This is a genomic window from Rhizobacter sp. (genome assembly GCA_021153565.1).
GTDB lineage: Bacteria > Pseudomonadota > Gammaproteobacteria > Burkholderiales > Burkholderiaceae_C > Albitalea.
This window is the reverse complement of the sequence record JAJKJU010000071.1, coordinates 1-17,663: the sequence shown is the minus strand read 5'-3', so window position 1 is coordinate 17,663 and position 17,663 is coordinate 1. Positions and strand designations below refer to the sequence as shown.

Sequence of the window (17,663 nt, the reverse complement as noted above, 5' to 3'; positions counted from 1 at the left end):
CCTGCTGATGGTGCTGTGACTTGGCGTTGCGCAGCAGCGGGCGCTACTAACTTGGCCGTCGGTCAGACTGCCGGCACCCTGGCCGCCAAGTACGCTCCGTCCGAGTGCCGTTGATCGAACCGGCAAGCCGCACGCCGTGACACTTGTCCGGCTGAGGTGGTCGAATCGCAAAGGCCGCGCCCCCAAGGCGCGGCCTTTACTCCTTGGCTCACGCTCTGGCGAGTGCGGCAACTACGTCATTGATGCATCCATCCCTGTCTGAAGACCGACGTCCGGCGTTGGCGACGCGGACCATTGCCGAGCGGCGACACTAGCGCCTTCGCACACCCCATTGGATTCGACCGCATGTCGTTTCGCGCTCCGACCTTGTCGCTTCGCTTGACTGACGCTTCGGCCTTGTTCGCCGTCGTAGTCCCGACGCTGCTGGCCTTCAACTTGCCGCCGTCAGCGACCTTCTTCAATCAGGCCGCCGCTCTCATCGGATGGGGCGTGTTCATCCTCATGCTGGGTACCCAGGCGGTCTCGCCGACGTTGGTAATTCGCCGGAAGATGGCTTGGATGCTCGCGCCGCTCGCGGCGCTGGCGCTGGCGGCGGTGGTCTCGAACCGAAGCACGGGCCTGCCCGCGGCACTGGCCGCGTCGGCTGTCGGCGTCGTGCTCGCTGGCATGCTGGCCGTCGCGGCCGGCGCAAGCGCGCGGGAGTCGGGATTCGCGCGCGACCTCTTCCGCGGGTTTTGCATCGCGCTGCTTGTCGCAGGCGTGGCGGGCGCCATCCTCGGCGGCATCCAGATCTTCATGCCCGAATGGGCCGACGGCAGCTGGATCGCGGCGGCGCCCAGCGACGGTCGCGCGTCGAGCAATCTGCGACAGCCCAATCACCTGAGCAGCCTGTTGGTGTGGTCGCTGGTGGCACTCGCCTGGCTGTGGCAGTCGAAGACCTTGCGTGCCGAACTGTCGGCGACTTTGTGGCTCGTGATCGTCGGAGCCATCGTGCTGACCGGGTCGCGCACCGGCATCGTCGACGTCATCGTTCTCGCCATTTGGGGGCTGCTGGACCGCAAGCTGCCGCGCGGGCTGCGCGCCGCACTCATCGTGTCGCCCTTGCTCTACGGCGCCTTCTGGTGGGGTCTGACCGAATGGGCGCATTCGACGCACCATGTCTTCGGTGGCGAAGCGCGCATGGGCACGCAAGGTGACATCTCGAGTTCGCGCTGGGCCATCTGGTCGGACACGCTCAGCCTGATCCGCCAGCATCCGTGGCTCGGTGTCGGGTTCGGCGAGTTCAACTTCGCGTGGTCGCTCACGCCGTTCCCGCATCGGCCGGTCGCGTTCTTCGATCATACGCACAACATCGTCTTGCAGTTCGCGGTGGAGCTGGGCATTCCTGCCGCGCTGTTGCTCACCGCGTCGCTGCTGGTGGCGCTGTTCTTCGCCTTCGAAGCCAGCCTCAAGACGACACAGCCGATGTCATCGATGATGCGCGCGGCCTTCATGGTCGTGCTGACGATCTGCGTTCACAGCATGTTCGAGTATCCGCTTTGGTACTCGTACTTCCTGCTGCCCGCGGCGTTTGCGTTCGGCTTCTGCCTGGGCGGCGATGGACCGCCGGCGATTGCCGAGTCAGGCGACGGTCAGCCCGCGAGCGCGCGCGCGAATCTCATCCTCGCCTCGCTCGCGCTCCTGCTGCTCGTGGGGGGTACGGCCTTGCTGGTCGACTATCGGCGCGTCGTCGCGATCTTCGATTCGGAGGACGGCGAGCCTCTCATCGATCGCATCGAAGCCGGCCGTCGCAGCGTCTTCTTCAGCTACCACGCCGACTACGCCGCCGTGACGGTCTCGCACAAGCCGTCCACGGTGATGCTGTCGTTCGCGACGGCCACCCACAACCTGCTCGACACGCGCCTCATGATCGCCTGGGCCAAGGCATTTGCCGAACGCGGTGATCTGGAGCGAGCCCGCCACATCGCGCAACGCCTGCGCGAGTTTCGCAACGAGGACTCGAAGGACTTCTTCGCGGTGTGCGAGCAGCCTGCCGCGCCGCGTCCGTTCCAGTGCGACGCGCCTACGCGCGCGATGGACTACCGGGACTTCCGCTGAGCGACTGAGACAGGGAGCGGCCGTCCGACATGACCGCACATGCCGAATGGCCCCTCAGGCTCTGAATGGCGCCACCCACTCGCCCGACTTTCCGCCGCGCTTTTCAAGCACGCGGACACCGTCGATCACCATGCCCCGGTCGGCGGCCTTGCACATGTCGTAGATGGTCAGCAGCCCCACCTGCACCGCGGTCAGCGCCTCCATCTCGACCCCGGTGCGCCCGAGCGTTTCGACCTGCGCGGTGCAACGCACGGCGGCGTGCGACTCGATGATTTCGAACTCCACCGCAACGCGGGTGATCGGTAGCGGATGGCAAAGCGGAATCAGATCCGACGTTCGCTTCGCCCCTTGGATCGCCGCAATCCGCGCCACCCCAAGCACGTCGCCTTTCTTCGCGCTTCCACTCCGGATCAACGCCAGCGTCGCCGGCAACATCCGTATCTCCCCCTCCGCTCGCGCGACACGATGTGTTTCGTTCTTGGCCGACACATCGACCATGTGCGCCTGTCCGGCCGCATCGAAATGCGTCAGTTCAGCGCTCGGCGAAGTGGCATCGGAAGAGGTCTTGGCGGGTGTGGTCATGGCTCGAAACAAAGCGGCAACGTGTGGCTGGCATCATAGTCATGCAAGATCTGCGAACTCGGGCCGTCCGATTCGCTCGAACCCGTCTTTCGCCGCAGGACTTTCGCGTGAACCGAACCAGCTTGAGCCATTCCCGCCTGCGCCAGCGCCTGGTTGCCGCGGTGTGCGCCATATCGCTCGGGCTACCTGCCGCACTGCCCGCCCGTGCCGCACAAAACCAGCTTCCCGCCCTCGGCGACACCGCCTCGGAAGACTTCGGCGTCGGGGCCGAACGCAAGCTCGGCGACCAGATCATGCGCGAGATTCGCCGCGATCCGGACTACAGCAATGACGCCATCCTGCTCGAATACCTGCAGAGCATCTTCCAGCCGCTGGTCGCCGCCGCGCGCCAGCGCGGTGAAATCAGCCCCGACCTTGACCAGCGCTTCGCATGGGAACCCTTCCTCGTTCGCGACCGCAGCGTCAACGCCTTCGCCCTCCCCGGTGGTTTCATCGGCGTTCACCTGGGCCTGATGGGAATGACCGCCACGCGCGACGAGCTCGCGTCCGTGCTTGCGCACGAGCTCTCGCACATCACGCAGCGGCACATTGCCCGCGGCATGGCCAACAGCAAGCGGCAATCGCTCATCGGACTGGCGGCGACCATCCTCGGCATCCTGGCGGCCTCGCGCAGCAACACCATGGACGGCCCGCAGGCAGTGATCGCGGGCGGTCAAGCGGCGGCCATCCAGGGCCAGCTCAATTTCTCGCGCGACATGGAGCGCGAAGCCGATCGCATCGGCTTCGGCGTGATGACCACCGCCGGCTTCGCGCCCGGCGGCATGGCGGCGATGTTCGAGAAGCTGTCGCAATCATCGCGGCTCAATGACTACGGCGGCTTCCCGTACCTGCGCAGCCATCCGCTCACCACGGAACGTATCGGTGAGGCTCGAGCCCGCCTCGGCACAGCGCCGCCCGTGGCGCCGGTGAGCGTGCTCGAACACGTCGCGGCACAGGCGCGTGCGCGCGTGCTGATGGATCCGCGCGCCGATGCGCTTCGCCGCTGGCAGGCGCTCGATGGCGACAGCACGTCGACGAGCGTGGCGGACAAGCTCTCCGCAGCTTACGAAAGCGCGCTGGCGTCCACGCTGATGCGCGATTGGGCCCGCGCCGATGCCTCGCTCACCAAGGCCCTCGGCTTGGTGCAGGGCAGCCCGAGAAGTGACTCGCGGGCCGAGCGGGCTGTGGCGCTTCTGGTCGTGCAATCGATGCTCGATCGCGGCGACCCAGTGCGTGCGGAGCGAGCCTTGAAGCCCTATGCATCGGAGCCGTCGCGGCCGGTCACCTTGTTCAACGGCGGCATCGCACTCGCTCGTGGTGCCGATGAAGGCACGCTGAAGCACATCGCTGAAGACCTGCAGACCTGGGTCAGCAATCATCCGCACGATGCCGAAGCCTGGTCCGTGCTGGGCCAGGTTTGGTCCAAGCTGGGCCAAGGCTTGCGGGCCTTGCGCGCAGAAGCTGAGGCTCGTTTCGCGCTGGGCGATCTCACGGGTGCGGTGGATCGGCTTCGTGCCGGTCAGCGCTTGGCACGTGGCGGAAACAGCTCAGGTGTCGACTTCATCGAAGCCTCCGTCATCGACGCGCGATTGCGTGAGATCGAGGCCCAGCGCAGGGCCATCGCGGCGGACGAGCGCCGCTCGGGTGGCTGAGAGGCTTTCTCCGCATGCACTGAACTCCCGTTCGGGCTGCGAACGGATATCTGATGTCGCCAAGAAAACCCCTCAGCCTCTGAGCCCGAACGGGAGTTGAGTGCACCCCTTAGACTTAGAAACAAGCTCTCATCCTCCGCCGACATCAACGCGGCGGGAAGATTCGCTCCATCGCAACATCGATCACCATCCCGCACAGGCTGTAGATCAACGAGCCGATCAGCGCGGCGGAAAAACCGCTCACGTTGAAGTCGTTGCCCAGCACGCCGGCTGCTGCGTAGAACATCACCGCGTTGATGACGAAGAGAAAGAGCCCCACCGTCAGCACCGTCACCGGCAGCGTTAGCAGCACGAGGAGGGGGCGCAGCAATGCATTGAAGAGTCCGATGACGAGCGCCGCGATCATGGCCGCGCCAAAGCTCTTGACCTCGACACCAGAGTACAGATGGGCCACCAACAGCAGGGCAGCCGCGAGAAGCATCCAGCGAATGATCAGTTTCATGAGGCGCGAGCATAGCGCCGAGACGTCGATGCAAGACAGTCGATGACACATGAGGCGCTGATGCGAGGCACACAAATGAAAGCACTCGAAGTGCACACAAGAGGCATGAGAGTGATGCCTCATCGCTACAAAAGCGCTCTCTACCTATGAAGATTGCTTGTTTCTCCTATGAAAACTGCTTCTCAATGCAGTATGCACGCAGTACCATTCGCTCCGCGCGGTCACTGGAGAAACGAGAGTTCATGCGGCTCTCACCCAGCCCGCCACATCAACAACTCATTTGATGGAGAGAATCGAAATGGCAACTGCGAAGAAGGCTCCCGCCAAAAAGGCGGCAGCGAAGAAGGCTGCGGCAAAGAAGGCGGCCCCAGCAAAGAAGGCTGCAGCAACGAAGGCAGCGCCCGTCAAGAAGGTTGCAGCAACGAAGGCCCCGGCAAAGAAGCGCACCCCCAACGCCGCCTTCATGAAGGAAATGACCCCGAGCGCAGCACTGGCCGCCATTATTGGCGACAAGCCGGTTCCGCGCACCGAGGTGACCAAGAAGGTCTGGGAGTACATCAAGGCGAACAAGCTGCAAGATGCAGCCAAGCGCACGATGATCAACGCCGACGCCAAGCTGAAGGAAATCTTCAAGAAGGGCCAAGTCTCGATGTTCGAGATGACAAAGCTGATCAACGCCCACCTGAAGTGATTTGGTGAGGCGCTGCCCGCAAGGGCTGTCAGAGTTAGAGCAAAAAGGCCGGTGCAGTTGCACCGGCCTTTTTGTTTGGGCCTACAGATCCCTCATCGGCCAGCAAGCGGCCTTGATCGATCAGGTCGATTCGGTGGCTCGCACTGTCCGCGGTGCAGGGCTCGCCGCGACTGCCTGCGGCGCCTTGTCGACCGTGACAGGCGTGGCTGACTTGATCGCACCAATGCAGTTGGCCAAGACCATCAGTCCCTCATGTGCCTTGCGAAGCTGCTCGGGTGTCATCAAGTGCGTCGCCGTTTCGACCAGTGCCGGATGCGCTTGGGCGAGCCGGATCACGGTGTGCAGTTGCTGCAGGACGTCGTGGCCGGTGCGTTTGGGGTTCACGTTGGTGAGGTGGTTGGGTTGGGGCGAGATTGTATGGATCGTTGCACGATTCGTGTGCGGGCCGGGAGATATGGTTGCGCACAATCCACGGACGCAACACCGGCTTTGCGGCTGTCGTGGCGACGACGGCTTGTGGTCTGGGTTCAGAGCCTGAGAGTATTTCGATCATGCCCGCTCATCACGCCAAAAGCTCCCTGCTCGTCGTTGCAAATGCTCGCCATAGCCAAGCTATGGCTGCGCTTTACGCCTAGATCAGGCGCCTTTTGACGTGCTGCTCGGACACGTTCGAAATACTCTCAGCCTCTCAATCGGGATCGGCCGCTATCGAGAGCCATCCCGAAGCACATGCGAGCTACGAATCCAATAGTGGCTTGAGATAACGACCGGTGTAGCTCGCCGGATTCGCTGCGATGTCCTCCGGCGTTCCCATTGCGACCACCGTGCCGCCGCCCGCGCCGCCTTCCGGACCCATGTCGATCACCCAGTCTGCCGTCTTGATGACGTCCAGGTTGTGCTCGATCACGACGATGGTGTTGCCCGCATCGCGCAGTTGATGGAGCACGTGCAGCAGCAAGTCGATGTCGGCAAAGTGAAGCCCGGTCGTCGGCTCGTCGAGGATGTACAGGGTGCGGCCGGTGTCGCGCTTGCTGAGCTCCAATGCGAGCTTCACGCGCTGCGCCTCGCCGCCGGACAAAGTGGTCGCGCTCTGGCCGAGGCGGATGTAGCCCAGCCCCACGTGGAGCAAGGTCTGCAGCTTGCGGGCGATGTTGGGCACGGCGTTGAAGTATCCGTGGGCGTCCTCCACCGTCATGTTCAGCACTTCGGTGATGTTCTTGCCCTTGTACTGGATCTCGAGCGTCTCGCGGTTGTAGCGCTTGCCGTGGCACACGTCGCAAGGCACGTACACGTCGGGCAGAAAATGCATTTCGACCTTCAGCACACCATCGCCCTGGCAGGCTTCGCAGCGTCCGCCTGCCACGTTGAAGCTGAAGCGGCCGGGGCCGTATCCGCGCTCGCGTGCCGCAGGCACTTCTGCGAAGAGTTCGCGAATGGGCGTGAAGAGGCCGGTGTAGGTGGCAGGGTTGCTGCGCGGCGTGCGGCCGATCGGCGACTGGTCGACGTTGATCACCTTGTCGAAGGCGTCCAATCCTTCGATCGCGTCGTGCGGCTCCGGCTCTGCATGGCTGTTGTAAAGCTTGCGCGCAACGGCTGCGTACAGGGTGTCGTTGACGAAAGTGCTTTTGCCCGAGCCCGACACACCCGTCACGCAGGTGAAGAGGCCCACCGGAATCTCCGCCGTCACGCCCTTGAGGTTGTTCCCGCGCGCGTTGACGATCTTGAGCGTCTTCGGCTCCGTGGTGTCTTCCAGGCGGTGGCGCTTTGCCGGGACGGCAATGCGCAACGCGTGGGCAAGATAGCGCCCCGTCAGCGACTCGGGGCTCGCCGCCACCTCGTCAGCCGTTCCCTGCGCGATCACCTGCCCGCCATGGACGCCGGCGCCGGGACCCATGTCAATGACGTAATCGGCTGCGCGGATCGCGTCCTCGTCATGCTCCACGACAAGCACGCTGTTGCCGATGTCGCGCAGATGGCGCAATGTTCCGATCAGCCGGTCGTTGTCTCGCTGATGCAGGCCGATGCTCGGCTCGTCGAGCACGTACATCACGCCCGTGAGCCCTGACCCGATCTGCGAAGCAAGCCGAATGCGCTGCGCTTCGCCGCCGCTCAGCGTGTCGGCGCTGCGGTCCAGGCTCAGATAGTTGAGGCCCACGTCATTCAGAAACTTGAGCCGCGACCGGATCTCGCGCACCACCTTGTCGGCGATCTCCGCCTTGGCGCCGTGCAGTTTCAGTCCTTCGAAATACTCAAGGCATTCGCGAAGCGTGAAGTGCTCGACGCGGTAGATCGGCTCGCCCTTCTCTTCGCGCTCGTTCTGCAGGAACACGTGTCGCGCTTCCGTGCGAAGCCGCGCTCCTTGGCACTCGGGGCACGGCTTGGCGCTTTGGTAGCGCGCGAGGTCTTCGCGCACGGCGGCGGAGTCCGTTTCCTTGTAGCGCCGGGCGAAGTTCGGAATGATCCCTTCAAAGGTGTGCGAGCGCTTCACGCCGCGGGTCTTGCCCTTCGCGCCCTCGGCCTCGTAGACGAAGGCGATCTCCTCTGTGCCCGAGCCGTGCAGCAGCACGTTCTGCGCGGTCTTTGGCAGGTCTTCGAAGGGCATGTCGATGTCGAAGCCGTAGTGCTTGGCCACGCTATCCAGCAGCGAGAAGGTGTAGCCGTTGCGCCGGTCCCAGCCCTTCACCGCACCGCTGGCCATGCTCAACGACGGAAAGCCCACCACGCGTTCCGGATCGAACACGGTCGTCATCCCGATGCCATCGCAACTCGGGCACGCGCCCACCGGTGAGTTGAAGGAGAAGAGCCGCGGCTCCAGCTCGCTCAATGAATAGCTGCAGACCGGGCAGGCGAACTTGCTCGAGAACAGGTGCTCGTGCCCGCTGTCCATCTCCAGTGCCATCGCACGGCCTTCGGCGATGCGCAGTGCGGCTTCGAAGCTTTCGGCCAGGCGCTGCCGAAGCCCGGCGCCTGCGCTCTCGGGGGGCTGTCCATGACTGCCGGGCTGTACCTTGACGCGGTCGATGACGACATCGATATCGTGCTTCTCCGCCTTCTTCAGCTTGGGCACGTCGGCGGCCTCGCAGGCCGTGCCATCCACCCGAAAGCGCACATAGCCTTGCGCCTGCATGTCGGCGAAGAGCTCGGTGAACTCGCCCTTGCGATCTCGCACCACCGGCGCGAGCACCATCAGTTTGGTGTCCTGCGGCAGCTCGAGTACGGCGTCCACCATCTGGCTCACGCTTTGAGCACGCAGTGGCAACTGGTGGACGGGGCAGAACGGCGTGCCGGCGCGGGCATACAGCAGACGCAGGTAATCATGAATCTCGGTGACCGTGCCGACGGTCGAGCGCGGGTTGTGCGAGGTCGCCTTCTGCTCGATGCTGATCGCTGGGCTCAGGCCCTCGATCACGTCGACGTCGGGCTTGTCCATCAACTGCAGGAACTGCCGCGCGTAGGCCGACAGGCTCTCGACGTAGCGCCGCTGGCCTTCGGCGTAGAGCGTGTCGAATGCGAGGCTGGACTTGCCCGATCCGCTCAATCCGGTGATGACCACCAGCTTGTAGCGAGGAATGTCGAGGTCGATGTTCTTGAGGTTGTGCGTTCTCGCGCCGCGGATGCGGATGCTCGGCGCTTCTTCGATCAAGGGCTTATCGGCAGTGGGTTTGTCGCAAGGAACGGCAGGCATCGTGGCGCGCAGGCGAAACCGGCCATGATAGCGGCGCGTGCGTTTCCTGCGAGGTGGTCAGGGACTGAGAGGCTGAGAGCATTTCGATCATGCCCGCTCATCACGTCAATAGCCCCCTGCTCGTCGTTGCAAATGCTCGCCATAGCCGCTGCGCTTTGCGCCTAGATCAAGCGCCTTTTGACGTGCTGCTCGGACACGTTCGAAATACTCTCAGCCTCTGAGCTTGTCCAGGGCGCGGCGGATGCGGTGGGCCTGTGCTTCGTCGAGGACGATTTCGGTGACGACGCGGGTGTTGGGGGTGACGTGCTCCCAGCGCAGCGTGTCCGCGTCCAGCCGCAAGGTGTGCGTGACCTTCCCGTCGCGCATCAGGCGCACGGTCTGCGGCGGCACCAACAACGGATTGGCAGTTGTGTTGGCGCGCTCAGATTGCAAACTGCCGGGCTCACTCGCGCGGCTGGCCAATCGTTTTGAACCCGGCCGCTGCCAGCCGCTTGCGGCCACGGCGTCGACTTCGGCAAGAAAGGCGCTCAGGTCATCGTCGACGACATGCACCTGTCCGCCATTGCGCTGCCAGACCCAATTTCCCGGTTCGGCCGCGAGGCCTGCACGCAGTTCGTCGAATTCGGTTTCCGCCGAAGCAGCGGATAGCGCACCGGCCGCGGCGGACGCAAGCCTGTCCTGCATCGATGCAGCCGCGGCGTACGAGTCGCGCTTTAGTGACGCCGTGGGCCTTGGCGCGGCAGGCGCTGGTTCTGCCATTTGCGCGGGCGGGACAGTGGCGGCTGGTTCGGCAGGAGGTGGAGCCGCGACCGCTGGAGCCGGAGCATGAATCGGCGCAGGTATCGCCTTCACGGCGGGAGCTGCGGGTGACATTGCCTCCGCCTTTCGCGCGGCCTTGGCGAAGGCGTCGGGGTGAGCCGCGGAATCGGCGGGCTTGTTCTCGGCCATCTCCTTCATCGACGACTCGACAGGCGGGTTGGGAACCTGGGCTGCGGGCGCTTCGCGTCGGGGCCTGCTCTCAGCCAACTGCTTCGCATCGGTGCCGGAATCGCGCCGGCTTTTTTCGGTCTGACCCTGCTCGAGTCCGCGCGCCATGTTGCCGGCAGTGGCGCTTGTGTCGGACGCGACCGTGGAAGGCGGCGTTTGCTTCGCCTGCTCGGCCATCGGCGCCGCAGGTGCTTCTTTTTGAGCCGGCGCGGCAACAGGCGCAGGCGCCACCGCGACTTTGGGCAGGGACCGTGGCGTGTTCTCTTCCGGCGGCCGGTCCCACAACATCACGCCGACGAGGCTTGCGACCATCACACTCGCAAGGCCCGCGCCCACCGCAGGCTGTGCTGTCCAGACCCACGCGCGCATCCAGAACGATGGCCGTTTCGCAAGCGGCGCTCTCGGCTTGGCCTTGGCTTGCGCCTCGCGAAGGATCACGTCACTCAGGGCCGCGGGGGGCGCGACATCCGCATCGGGCGCGTGGCGTAGCGCTTCGCTCAGCCAGGCATCGCGTTCCGCATCTGCGGAAGAAGAAGTCGATGCGCCCGGCGGCACGGGTGGAAGACTCATCGTGCATCCCCTTGCGGACCTGAGCCCGACAGCGGAACGAGGTACGCACCCATGCAGGTTCGCAGCTTGCTCATGGCGTAGCGCAGCCGTGTCTTGGCGGTTTCAAATCCCACGTCCAGTGCACTTGCCACATCGGCGAGCGGCAGGCCGTCGTCGTGGTGGAGCAAGAAGGTGCTTCGCTGAGGCAGCGGCAACTCGTCCAGGCACTGCAAGAGCCGCTCGCCCGCGCGTCGCCAGAAGGCGAGTTCCTCGCTGTGCGGCGCGGCACTTGCCGGCGCGGGCCAATGCTGCCACGCGGTGCCGTCGGGTTCCCACGAGGGGCTGGCTTCGTCATCAAGGTCCAGCGACACCTCGCGTCCGCTCTTGCGCCACAGGTCGATGACGCGGTGGTTCGCCAGCGTGAAGAGCCAGGTCCGAAACGCAGCGCCCTGCGGTTGCCACTGCGCACGTGCATGCACCACCCGCAGCCAGGTGTCCTGGAACACCTCGTCCGTCTGCGACACCATTGAGGGGCCGAGCAGACGCCGGATGAATCGATAAAGGCTTGCCTTGTGGCGCGCATACAGAGCCTCGAACGCCGAGGCATCGCCCGCCGCATAGGCGGACATCAGCGCGTCGTCGGTCGGTTCTTGCATGGTTTGCGAGTCTGCCTCATTCGAGGGCGGTCTTCAAAGGTGATACGTGCGACACACATCAACGGGGTGAGAGGCTGAGAGTATTTCGAACGTGTCCGAGCAGCACGTCAAAAGGCGCCTGAGCTATGGCGAGCATTTGCAACGACGAGCAGGGCGGCTTTTGGCGTGATGAGCGGGCATGATCGAAATACTCTCAGCCTCTGAGGTGCTCGTTCAACCTTCCATCGGCTCCAGAACCCGAAGAATTTCGCGGCCATAGGCCTCAAGCTTCTTCGCGCCAACGCCGCTGATCTGCCCCAGTTCGTCCAACGACCGCGGCATGGTGCGAGCCATCTCGGCCAGCGTCGCATCGTGGAAAACCACGTAGGCGGGCAGGTTGTGCTCGCGTGCGACTTCGGCTCGCCATGCCTTCAGCGCGGCGAATCGTTCGGTGCCGCTCGGGTCGAGCGCGACTGGCGCTGCCTTCTGCACCTTTTGCGTCGAACCGCCGCGAGTGACGCGCCCGGCCTTGCCGCGCTTGGGTGTGTCGGTGGCTTGCCGCAACAACATGTCGACCTCGCCGCGCAGAACGACACGCGCAGTCGGCGTGAGCTCCAGCGTGTTGTATTCGCCTTCCGTGCGAAGGTGGCCCAGGGCAATCAACTGGCGCAGCACGGCGCGCCACTGCTGCTCCGTCACATCGGCGCCAATGCCGAAGGTCGACAGCCGCTGGTGCTTGTGCTGTGACACCTTGTCCGTCGCCTTGCCGCGCAACACGTCAATCAGGTGCCCCGCGCCAAAGCGCTGGCCGCCGTTCTGATGAAATCGGTAAATGCACGACAAGGCCTTGCGCGCGGCCTCCGTGGCATCCCAAGTGGCCGGCGGCAGGATGCAGTTGTCGCAGTTGCCGCAAGGGGTGCTGCTTTCGCCGAAGTACGCGAGCAGTCGAACGCGACGGCAGTCGTGTGCTTCGGCCAGCGCCAGCAGCGCATCGAGCTTGCCGCGTTGTCCGCGCTTGAACTCCTCGCCTGCCGGACTCTCGTCGATCATGCGGCGCTGGTTCACCACGTCGGACAGACCGTAGGTCATCCATGCATCGGCCGGGAGGCCGTCGCGGCCCGCACGGCCGGTCTCCTGGTAGTAACTCTCGATGTTCTTGGGCAAGTCAAGGTGCGCCACGAAGCGAACGTCGGGCTTGTCGATGCCCATGCCGAAAGCGATGGTTGCAACCATCACGAGCCCGTCTTCACGCAGGAAGCGGTCCTGGTGCTTCTTGCGCAGATCGGCGTCGAGGCCTGCGTGGTACGGCAACGCAGAGATGCCTTCGCTCCTCAGCCAGTCGGCGGTCTCTTCGACCTTCTTGCGCGACTGGCAATAGACGACGCCCGCATCGCCTTCATGCTCGTCGTTGATGAAGCGCAGCAACTGCGATCGCGCGTTGTCCTTCTCAACGATCGAATAGCGGATGTTCGGACGGTCGAAACTGCTGATGAAGACGCGTGCGGTCTGCAGTTGCAGCCGCTCGATGATGTCGGCGCGCGTGAGGTCGTCGGCGGTCGCGGTGAGTGCAATGCGCGGCACGTCCTCGTAACGCTCGTGCAGCACATTGAGCGCCAGATAGTCTTCGCGGAAATCGTGTCCCCACTGGCTCACGCAGTGCGCTTCATCAATGGCGAAGAGACTCAGGAGGCCGCGTTCGTGCAGCGAATCGAGCTGCGCGAGAAAACGCGGCGTCGTGATGCGCTCGGGTGCCGCGTACAGCAGCACCAATCGCCCCCCCATCATTTCGCGCTCGATCTTCTGCGTCTCGTCGAGCGTCAGGGTCGAATTGAGGAATGCGGCGTGAACGCCGGCTTCTTCCAGCGCCCCTACCTGGTCGTGCATCAGCGCGATCAAGGGGCTGACGACGACGGTGACGCCGCGTTTCGCCCGGTGGCGGACGATGGCCGGTACCTGGTAGCAAAGGCTCTTGCCGCCGCCCGTGGGCATGAGCACCAGTGCATCGCCGCCGGCGACCACGTGCTGGACGATGTCGGCCTGCGCACCGCGGAAGTCGGTGTAGCCGAACACCTCTTGCAAGACGGACTGCGGAGATAGCGAAGCGTGGGAAGGATTCACGGAGGACGGGACGCGCGGAAACCCGTGATGGTACGGGAGAGCCTTTCGCAGCGAGTCACACTTTGGAACGCGCCTGCAAGAGCGAATCCCGAACGGGGCCCGGACACTCGGGCGGGGGTTTCGAAGCGCTTGGCTCGCAGGCGATAATTGCCTCATTCATCCAGGCGCCGATTTTTACTCGGCGCTTCGCTTTTCATCCCCGCTCGGAGTTCGCAATGGCCTCGGTCAACAAAGTCATCATCGTCGGTAACCTGGGCCGTGACCCCGAGGTTCGTTACAACCCCAACGGCGGCGCCTGGTGCACCGTCAGCATCGCCACCACCCGCAACTGGAAGGACAAGACTTCCGGCGAGAAGGTGGAAGAAACCGAATGGCACCGCGTCGTCTTCAACGACCGCCTCGCCGAGATCGCAGGCGAGTACCTCAAGAAGGGCCGCTCGGTCTACGTCGAGGGCCGACTCAAGACCCGCAAGTGGACCGACAAGGACGGCATCGAGAAGTTCACGACCGAAATTGTCGCCAACGAAATGCAGATGCTCGGTGGCCGTGAAGGCATGGGCGGCGGCGACGAAGGCGGCGGTGGCGGCTATCGCGGTGGCGACCGCGGCGGTAACGACCGTGGCGGCGATGACCGCAACGAAGGCCGCAGCGCTCCGGTAGCTCGTCCGGCCCCAAGCAAGCCTGCACCGAAGTCGGCCACCGGTTTCGATGACATGGATGACGATATTCCGTTCTGATCTGCAACGGATGTTTCGCTGATGCAAGAAGCCCGGCTCATGCCGGGCTTCTTGCTTTTGGCTTCTGGAATTGGATTCGTCGCATTCCGAACCCTCATTGCACTGCAGACCGACGTCTTTCTTGTCAACGTCGGCCCCTGAATCGACGAGGGCTTCGAACATGACTTCCGTTCATGGAGAAACCCGCCGCAATCCTTGCATGGCCATCATCTGGCTCTAACATCTGCGCCGGACATGAACTCGAGCTCGCATCCATTCGATTCCCCCAGGCGCGCGTCGCCTGTGCAGGGCCGTGACCGCTGATGCGAGGCGTTGGTCTTCGCAGGCGCTTCGTGGTGCTGGTGGCGGCGGCCATCCTGCCTTTGGCCGCCATGTCAGGCTTCGGGTTCTACGCGCTCGTCCAGCAGCAGCGCGAACAGTCCGAGCGGTCGAGCCTCGAGCTCGCGCGGGCGCTGGGCATAGCGGTCGACGGCGAGCTGCGTAGCAGCATCGCCATCCTCGAAGGTATGGCCACGGCCTCGTCGCTTGACACGGGCGACACCGATCGTTTCTACCGCGTCGCCCAGCGCATCGTGTCGATGCGACCACAGTGGCGCGCGATCATTCTTCATGACCTGCACAGCAACGTATTGATGCACACCGGCTACCCGCAAGGGCGTGCCGATCTCGCGCTCACAGAGCCGGCCTTCGATCAACTGCTTCAGACGCGCGCGCCACTGGTCGCCCCGATGCGCCGCGGCCAGCGCGGTGAACAGGGGGTGCCGGTGCGCGTTCCGGTGATTCGCGACGGCTCTCTGCGCTATGTGCTGACGGGGATCATCAACCCCGATGTCATCGTCGACGTCGTTGCGCATCAACGCATCCCGGCGGACTGGATCGTGTCGGTGTTCGATGCCAAGAGATCGCACGTGGCGCGTTCGCGCGATCACGCGAAGTTTCTCGGCGGCCCGCCGTCGCCAAGCTTGCAGCGCCTCATGGCGGCGGCGGGCGACGAAGGTGTCGGGGAGACTTTTTCGCTCGAAGGGGAATCGATCCTCACCGCGTACTCGCGCAACAAGTCCACGGGATGGTCGGTGGCGATCGGCATGCCGATGGCAGGTGTCGATGCGGGCGCGTATCGCTCGGCGCTGGCCTATGGTGGCGGCATCTTGCTGTCGGTGCTGCTCGGCGGCCTCGCGGCGTTTGCCATAGCACGCAGCATCAACCGGCCGATCGGCGAACTGCGACGCGCGGCGCAGGCGCTGGGCCGCGGCGAATCGCTCGTGATTGCGCGATCGGACATCCGCGAGATCCAGGAAGTGGCCGATGCGCTCGCCGCGTCGGCCGAGCAACGCGCTCGGGACGAATCCGAACGCGAGCGTCTTCTCGCTGCGGAACGCAACGCGCGCGGCGGGGCGGAGCATGCGCGTCGACGGCTCGAACTGCTGGCCTCGGCAGGCGCATTGTTCTCGCGATCGCTGCAGCCGCACGCGACGCTGGAAGCCATCGCATCCATCGTCGTGCCCAACATCGCCGACTGGTGCCGTGTCGACCTGGTCGGTGCCGACGGGCAGTTGCAGCGGGCCCTGACGCATCACTCCGATCCGCAGAAGACACGCTTCGGCATCGAGCTGGTGCAACGCCTGCACGTGTCCGCCGAAACGTCGGGTTCCATGGCCTGGGCGGTTGCGACAGGCCGCTCGCACCTCGCGCATTTCGATCCGCCCAACGAATTCGATCGCATCCGCGACCGCGACATGCTCACCTTTGCGCAAGCTATCGGGCTTCGCGCCTATTTCATCGTCCCGCTGGTTGCACGTGGTCGCACGCTCGGGGCCCTCGCCGCACTTCAGGCCGAATCGGACCGTCAGTTCAGCGAGGACGATTGCGCGCTGCTGATCGAGCTCGCGCAGCGAGCGGCACTGGCGCTCGACAACGCGCGCCTGTACGCAGACGCACAGACGGCGAGATCACAGTCGGAAACCGCCAACCGCGTGAAGGACGAGTTCCTCGCGATGCTCGGGCACGAGCTGCGCAATCCGCTCGCGCCCATCGTCACTGCGCTGCAGCTGATGGCACGGCGCGGCGGCGACGAGTCGGCAATGGAGCGGCGCATCATCGAGCGGCAGGTTGCTCACCTGCTGCGTCTCGTCGACGACCTGCTCGATGTGTCGCGCATCGCGCGCGGCAAGATCCAGCTCTCGGTGGAGCTTGTCGAAATGCAGTCGGTGATCGAGCATGCGCTCGAGCTCACGCATCCCGTGCTCGAGCGTCGTGTGCATCCTGTGAAGGTCAAGGTTCCGACGGAGCCCGTTTACGTCAAGGCAGACCCCGTGCGGCTTGCGCAAGTGGTGGCGAACCTGCTCAACAACGCCGCGAAATTCACACCGGGCGACGCACGCATCACCCTCACGCTGCGTGCGACCGACGGTTGCGCGGTCATCGTGGTCGAGGATTCGGGCGCAGGCATTTCACCGGAGCTGCTGCCGCGCGTGTTCGACCTGTTCACCCAGGGCGAGCAGGGCATGGACCGACATGCGGGCGGGCTCGGCCTCGGATTGGCGATCGTGAAGACGCTGGTGCATTTGCACGGTGGCACGGTGAGCGCCGACAGCGAAGGTTTGGGGCACGGCGCGAAGTTCACTGTCAGGCTGCCGCAGGTATGCGATGGCGTGGCGGCCGACACCGCCGCCACGCCACCGGCCATGCCGGTGCACCACAGCGGACGGGTGCTTCTGGTCGACGACAACGCGGATGCAGCCGAATTGCTGTGCGTCGTTCTGACCGATGCAGGCTACGACGTGCGCACGGCCAACGACGGACCGGCTGCACTGGCCGTTCTGGACAGTTTTGCGCCCGAGGTGGCCTTGCTCGACATCGGCTTGCCCGGCATGGACGGCTACGAACTTGCCGGGCGTTTGCGTGCAGACCCCCGGTTGCGCAGCCTGAAGCAGCTGCGGTTGGTCGCGCTGACGGGCTACGGCCGCGAGCCCGATCGGGCGCGGGCCCTGGCAACGCACTTCGACGAACACCTGGTGAAGCCAGTGGGGACGGACCAGTTATTGGCGACGATGGCAAGCTTGATGCAGGCGGAGGCGACGATCGATTAGCTTGTCGGGAAAATCCAGTCGGCAGGTCGGCAGGTCGGCAGGTCGGCAGGTCGTCCACATACTGCGCCGGCTCGCATTCATCGGTTTCGCTGGCTCGAATTGATTGCGATTGACCGCACGCCGCGGGCTCACACTCGTTGCGAGCAAGCTTGCAATCAGACAGCCATTGCCGATGCAGTCGGTCGAGTTCCTTGAGTGAGAGGCTGGAAGACGTGCAGGCTGCTACTCGCACGCAAAGCCTGATGGCCGCGCTCAAGCGTAGTCGCTGATCCATCCTGTAGCCAGCCGGCGAAATTCGTT

The 17,663-nt window shown here is 64.5% G+C and carries 12 protein-coding genes; 5 read left to right on the top strand and 7 right to left on the bottom strand.

Annotation, left to right across the window (positions count from 1 at the left end):
* Window positions 1–345: 345 nt before the first annotated feature.
* Window positions 346–2,097: a PglL family O-oligosaccharyltransferase gene (locus AC30NL_RS04610; protein WP_489462836.1), complete on the top strand. Its 1,752-nt coding sequence runs from the start codon at window positions 346–348 to the stop codon at window positions 2,095–2,097.
* Between the two features lie 54 nt (window positions 2,098–2,151).
* On the opposite strand, the gene moaC is transcribed toward AC30NL_RS04610, so the two are convergent.
* Window positions 2,152–2,679, bottom strand: a complete 528-nt coding sequence (gene moaC / locus AC30NL_RS04605; protein ID WP_489462835.1) for a cyclic pyranopterin monophosphate synthase MoaC — start codon at window positions 2,677–2,679, stop codon at window positions 2,152–2,154.
* Window positions 2,680–2,786: 107 nt separating this feature from the next.
* Here moaC and AC30NL_RS04600 point away from each other — a divergent pair, with 107 nt between their 5' ends.
* The gene (locus tag AC30NL_RS04600) at window positions 2,787–4,370 is read left to right on the top strand and encodes a M48 family metalloprotease (protein ID WP_489462834.1); all 1,584 of its coding nucleotides are present in this window, start codon (window positions 2,787–2,789) and stop codon (window positions 4,368–4,370) included.
* Window positions 4,371–4,515: 145 nt separating this feature from the next.
* Here the strand turns inward: AC30NL_RS04600 and AC30NL_RS04595 are convergent, their stop codons facing one another.
* Entirely contained in the window at window positions 4,516–4,872 is a 357-nt protein-coding gene (locus tag AC30NL_RS04595) for a phage holin family protein (protein ID WP_489462833.1), read from the bottom strand.
* Window positions 4,873–5,170: 298 nt separating this feature from the next.
* Between AC30NL_RS04595 and AC30NL_RS04590 the strand changes: the two genes are divergently transcribed.
* Window positions 5,171–5,563 (top strand): SWIB/MDM2 domain-containing protein, encoded by a 393-nt coding sequence (locus AC30NL_RS04590; RefSeq protein ID WP_489462832.1) that lies wholly within the window; start codon window positions 5,171–5,173, stop codon window positions 5,561–5,563.
* 120 nt (window positions 5,564–5,683) lie between these two features.
* Here the strand turns inward: AC30NL_RS04590 and AC30NL_RS04585 are convergent, their stop codons facing one another.
* From AC30NL_RS04585 to recQ, 5 genes are all read right to left on the bottom strand, one after another.
* A complete protein-coding gene (locus AC30NL_RS04585) occupies window positions 5,684–5,947 on the bottom strand; it encodes a hypothetical protein (RefSeq protein WP_489462831.1) in 264 nt (87 codons plus the stop codon).
* A 352-nt stretch (window positions 5,948–6,299) separates the two neighbouring features.
* A complete protein-coding gene (gene uvrA / locus AC30NL_RS04580; RefSeq protein ID WP_489462830.1) occupies window positions 6,300–9,248 on the bottom strand; it encodes an excinuclease ABC subunit UvrA in 2,949 nt (982 codons plus the stop codon).
* A gap of 210 nt (window positions 9,249–9,458) precedes the next feature.
* Window positions 9,459–10,805, bottom strand: coding sequence for a hypothetical protein (locus AC30NL_RS04575; RefSeq protein ID WP_489462829.1), 1,347 nt, complete (start codon window positions 10,803–10,805; stop codon window positions 9,459–9,461).
* Entirely contained in the window at window positions 10,802–11,440 is a 639-nt protein-coding gene (locus AC30NL_RS04570) for a sigma-70 family RNA polymerase sigma factor (RefSeq protein WP_489462828.1), read from the bottom strand. Before AC30NL_RS04570 ends, AC30NL_RS04575 begins: the two co-directional genes overlap by 4 nt.
* Window positions 11,441–11,653: 213 nt before the next feature.
* Window positions 11,654–13,693, bottom strand: coding sequence for a DNA helicase RecQ (recQ, locus tag AC30NL_RS04565; protein ID WP_489462827.1), 2,040 nt, complete (start codon window positions 13,691–13,693; stop codon window positions 11,654–11,656).
* Window positions 13,694–13,752: 59 nt separating this feature from the next.
* On the opposite strand from recQ, the gene ssb reads away from it, so the two are divergent.
* Window positions 13,753–14,274: a single-stranded DNA-binding protein gene (ssb, locus tag AC30NL_RS04560; protein WP_489462826.1), complete on the top strand. Its 522-nt coding sequence runs from the start codon at window positions 13,753–13,755 to the stop codon at window positions 14,272–14,274.
* A gap of 302 nt (window positions 14,275–14,576) precedes the next feature.
* Window positions 14,577–17,363 carry an ATP-binding protein gene (locus AC30NL_RS04555; protein ID WP_489462825.1) on the top strand — a complete coding sequence of 929 codons (2,787 nt, stop codon included), beginning with the start codon at window positions 14,577–14,579 and terminating at the stop codon, window positions 17,361–17,363.
* Window positions 17,364–17,663: the final 300 nt, after the last annotated feature.

What these genes read in the sequence shown, in the direction of transcription:
- AC30NL_RS04610 (WP_489462836.1), top strand. Translation starts at nt 346, where the DNA reads ATGTCGTTTCGCGCTCCGACCTTGTCGCTTCGCTTGACTGACGCTTCG.
- moaC (WP_489462835.1), bottom strand. Translation starts at nt 2,679, where the DNA reads ATGACCACACCCGCCAAGACCTCTTCCGATGCCACTTCGCCGAGCGCT.
- AC30NL_RS04595 (WP_489462833.1), bottom strand. Translation starts at nt 4,872, where the DNA reads ATGAAACTGATCATTCGCTGGATGCTTCTCGCGGCTGCCCTGCTGTTG.
- AC30NL_RS04590 (WP_489462832.1), top strand. Translation starts at nt 5,171, where the DNA reads ATGGCAACTGCGAAGAAGGCTCCCGCCAAAAAGGCGGCAGCGAAGAAG.
- uvrA (WP_489462830.1), bottom strand. Translation starts at nt 9,248, where the DNA reads ATGCCTGCCGTTCCTTGCGACAAACCCACTGCCGATAAGCCCTTGATC.
- AC30NL_RS04575 (WP_489462829.1), bottom strand. Translation starts at nt 10,805, where the DNA reads ATGAGTCTTCCACCCGTGCCGCCGGGCGCATCGACTTCTTCTTCCGCA.
- AC30NL_RS04570 (WP_489462828.1), bottom strand. Translation starts at nt 11,440, where the DNA reads ATGCAAGAACCGACCGACGACGCGCTGATGTCCGCCTATGCGGCGGGC.
- recQ (WP_489462827.1), bottom strand. Translation starts at nt 13,693, where the DNA reads ATGAGGCAATTATCGCCTGCGAGCCAAGCGCTTCGAAACCCCCGCCCG.
- ssb (WP_489462826.1), top strand. Translation starts at nt 13,753, where the DNA reads ATGGCCTCGGTCAACAAAGTCATCATCGTCGGTAACCTGGGCCGTGAC.
- AC30NL_RS04555 (WP_489462825.1), top strand. Translation starts at nt 14,577, where the DNA reads ATGCGAGGCGTTGGTCTTCGCAGGCGCTTCGTGGTGCTGGTGGCGGCG.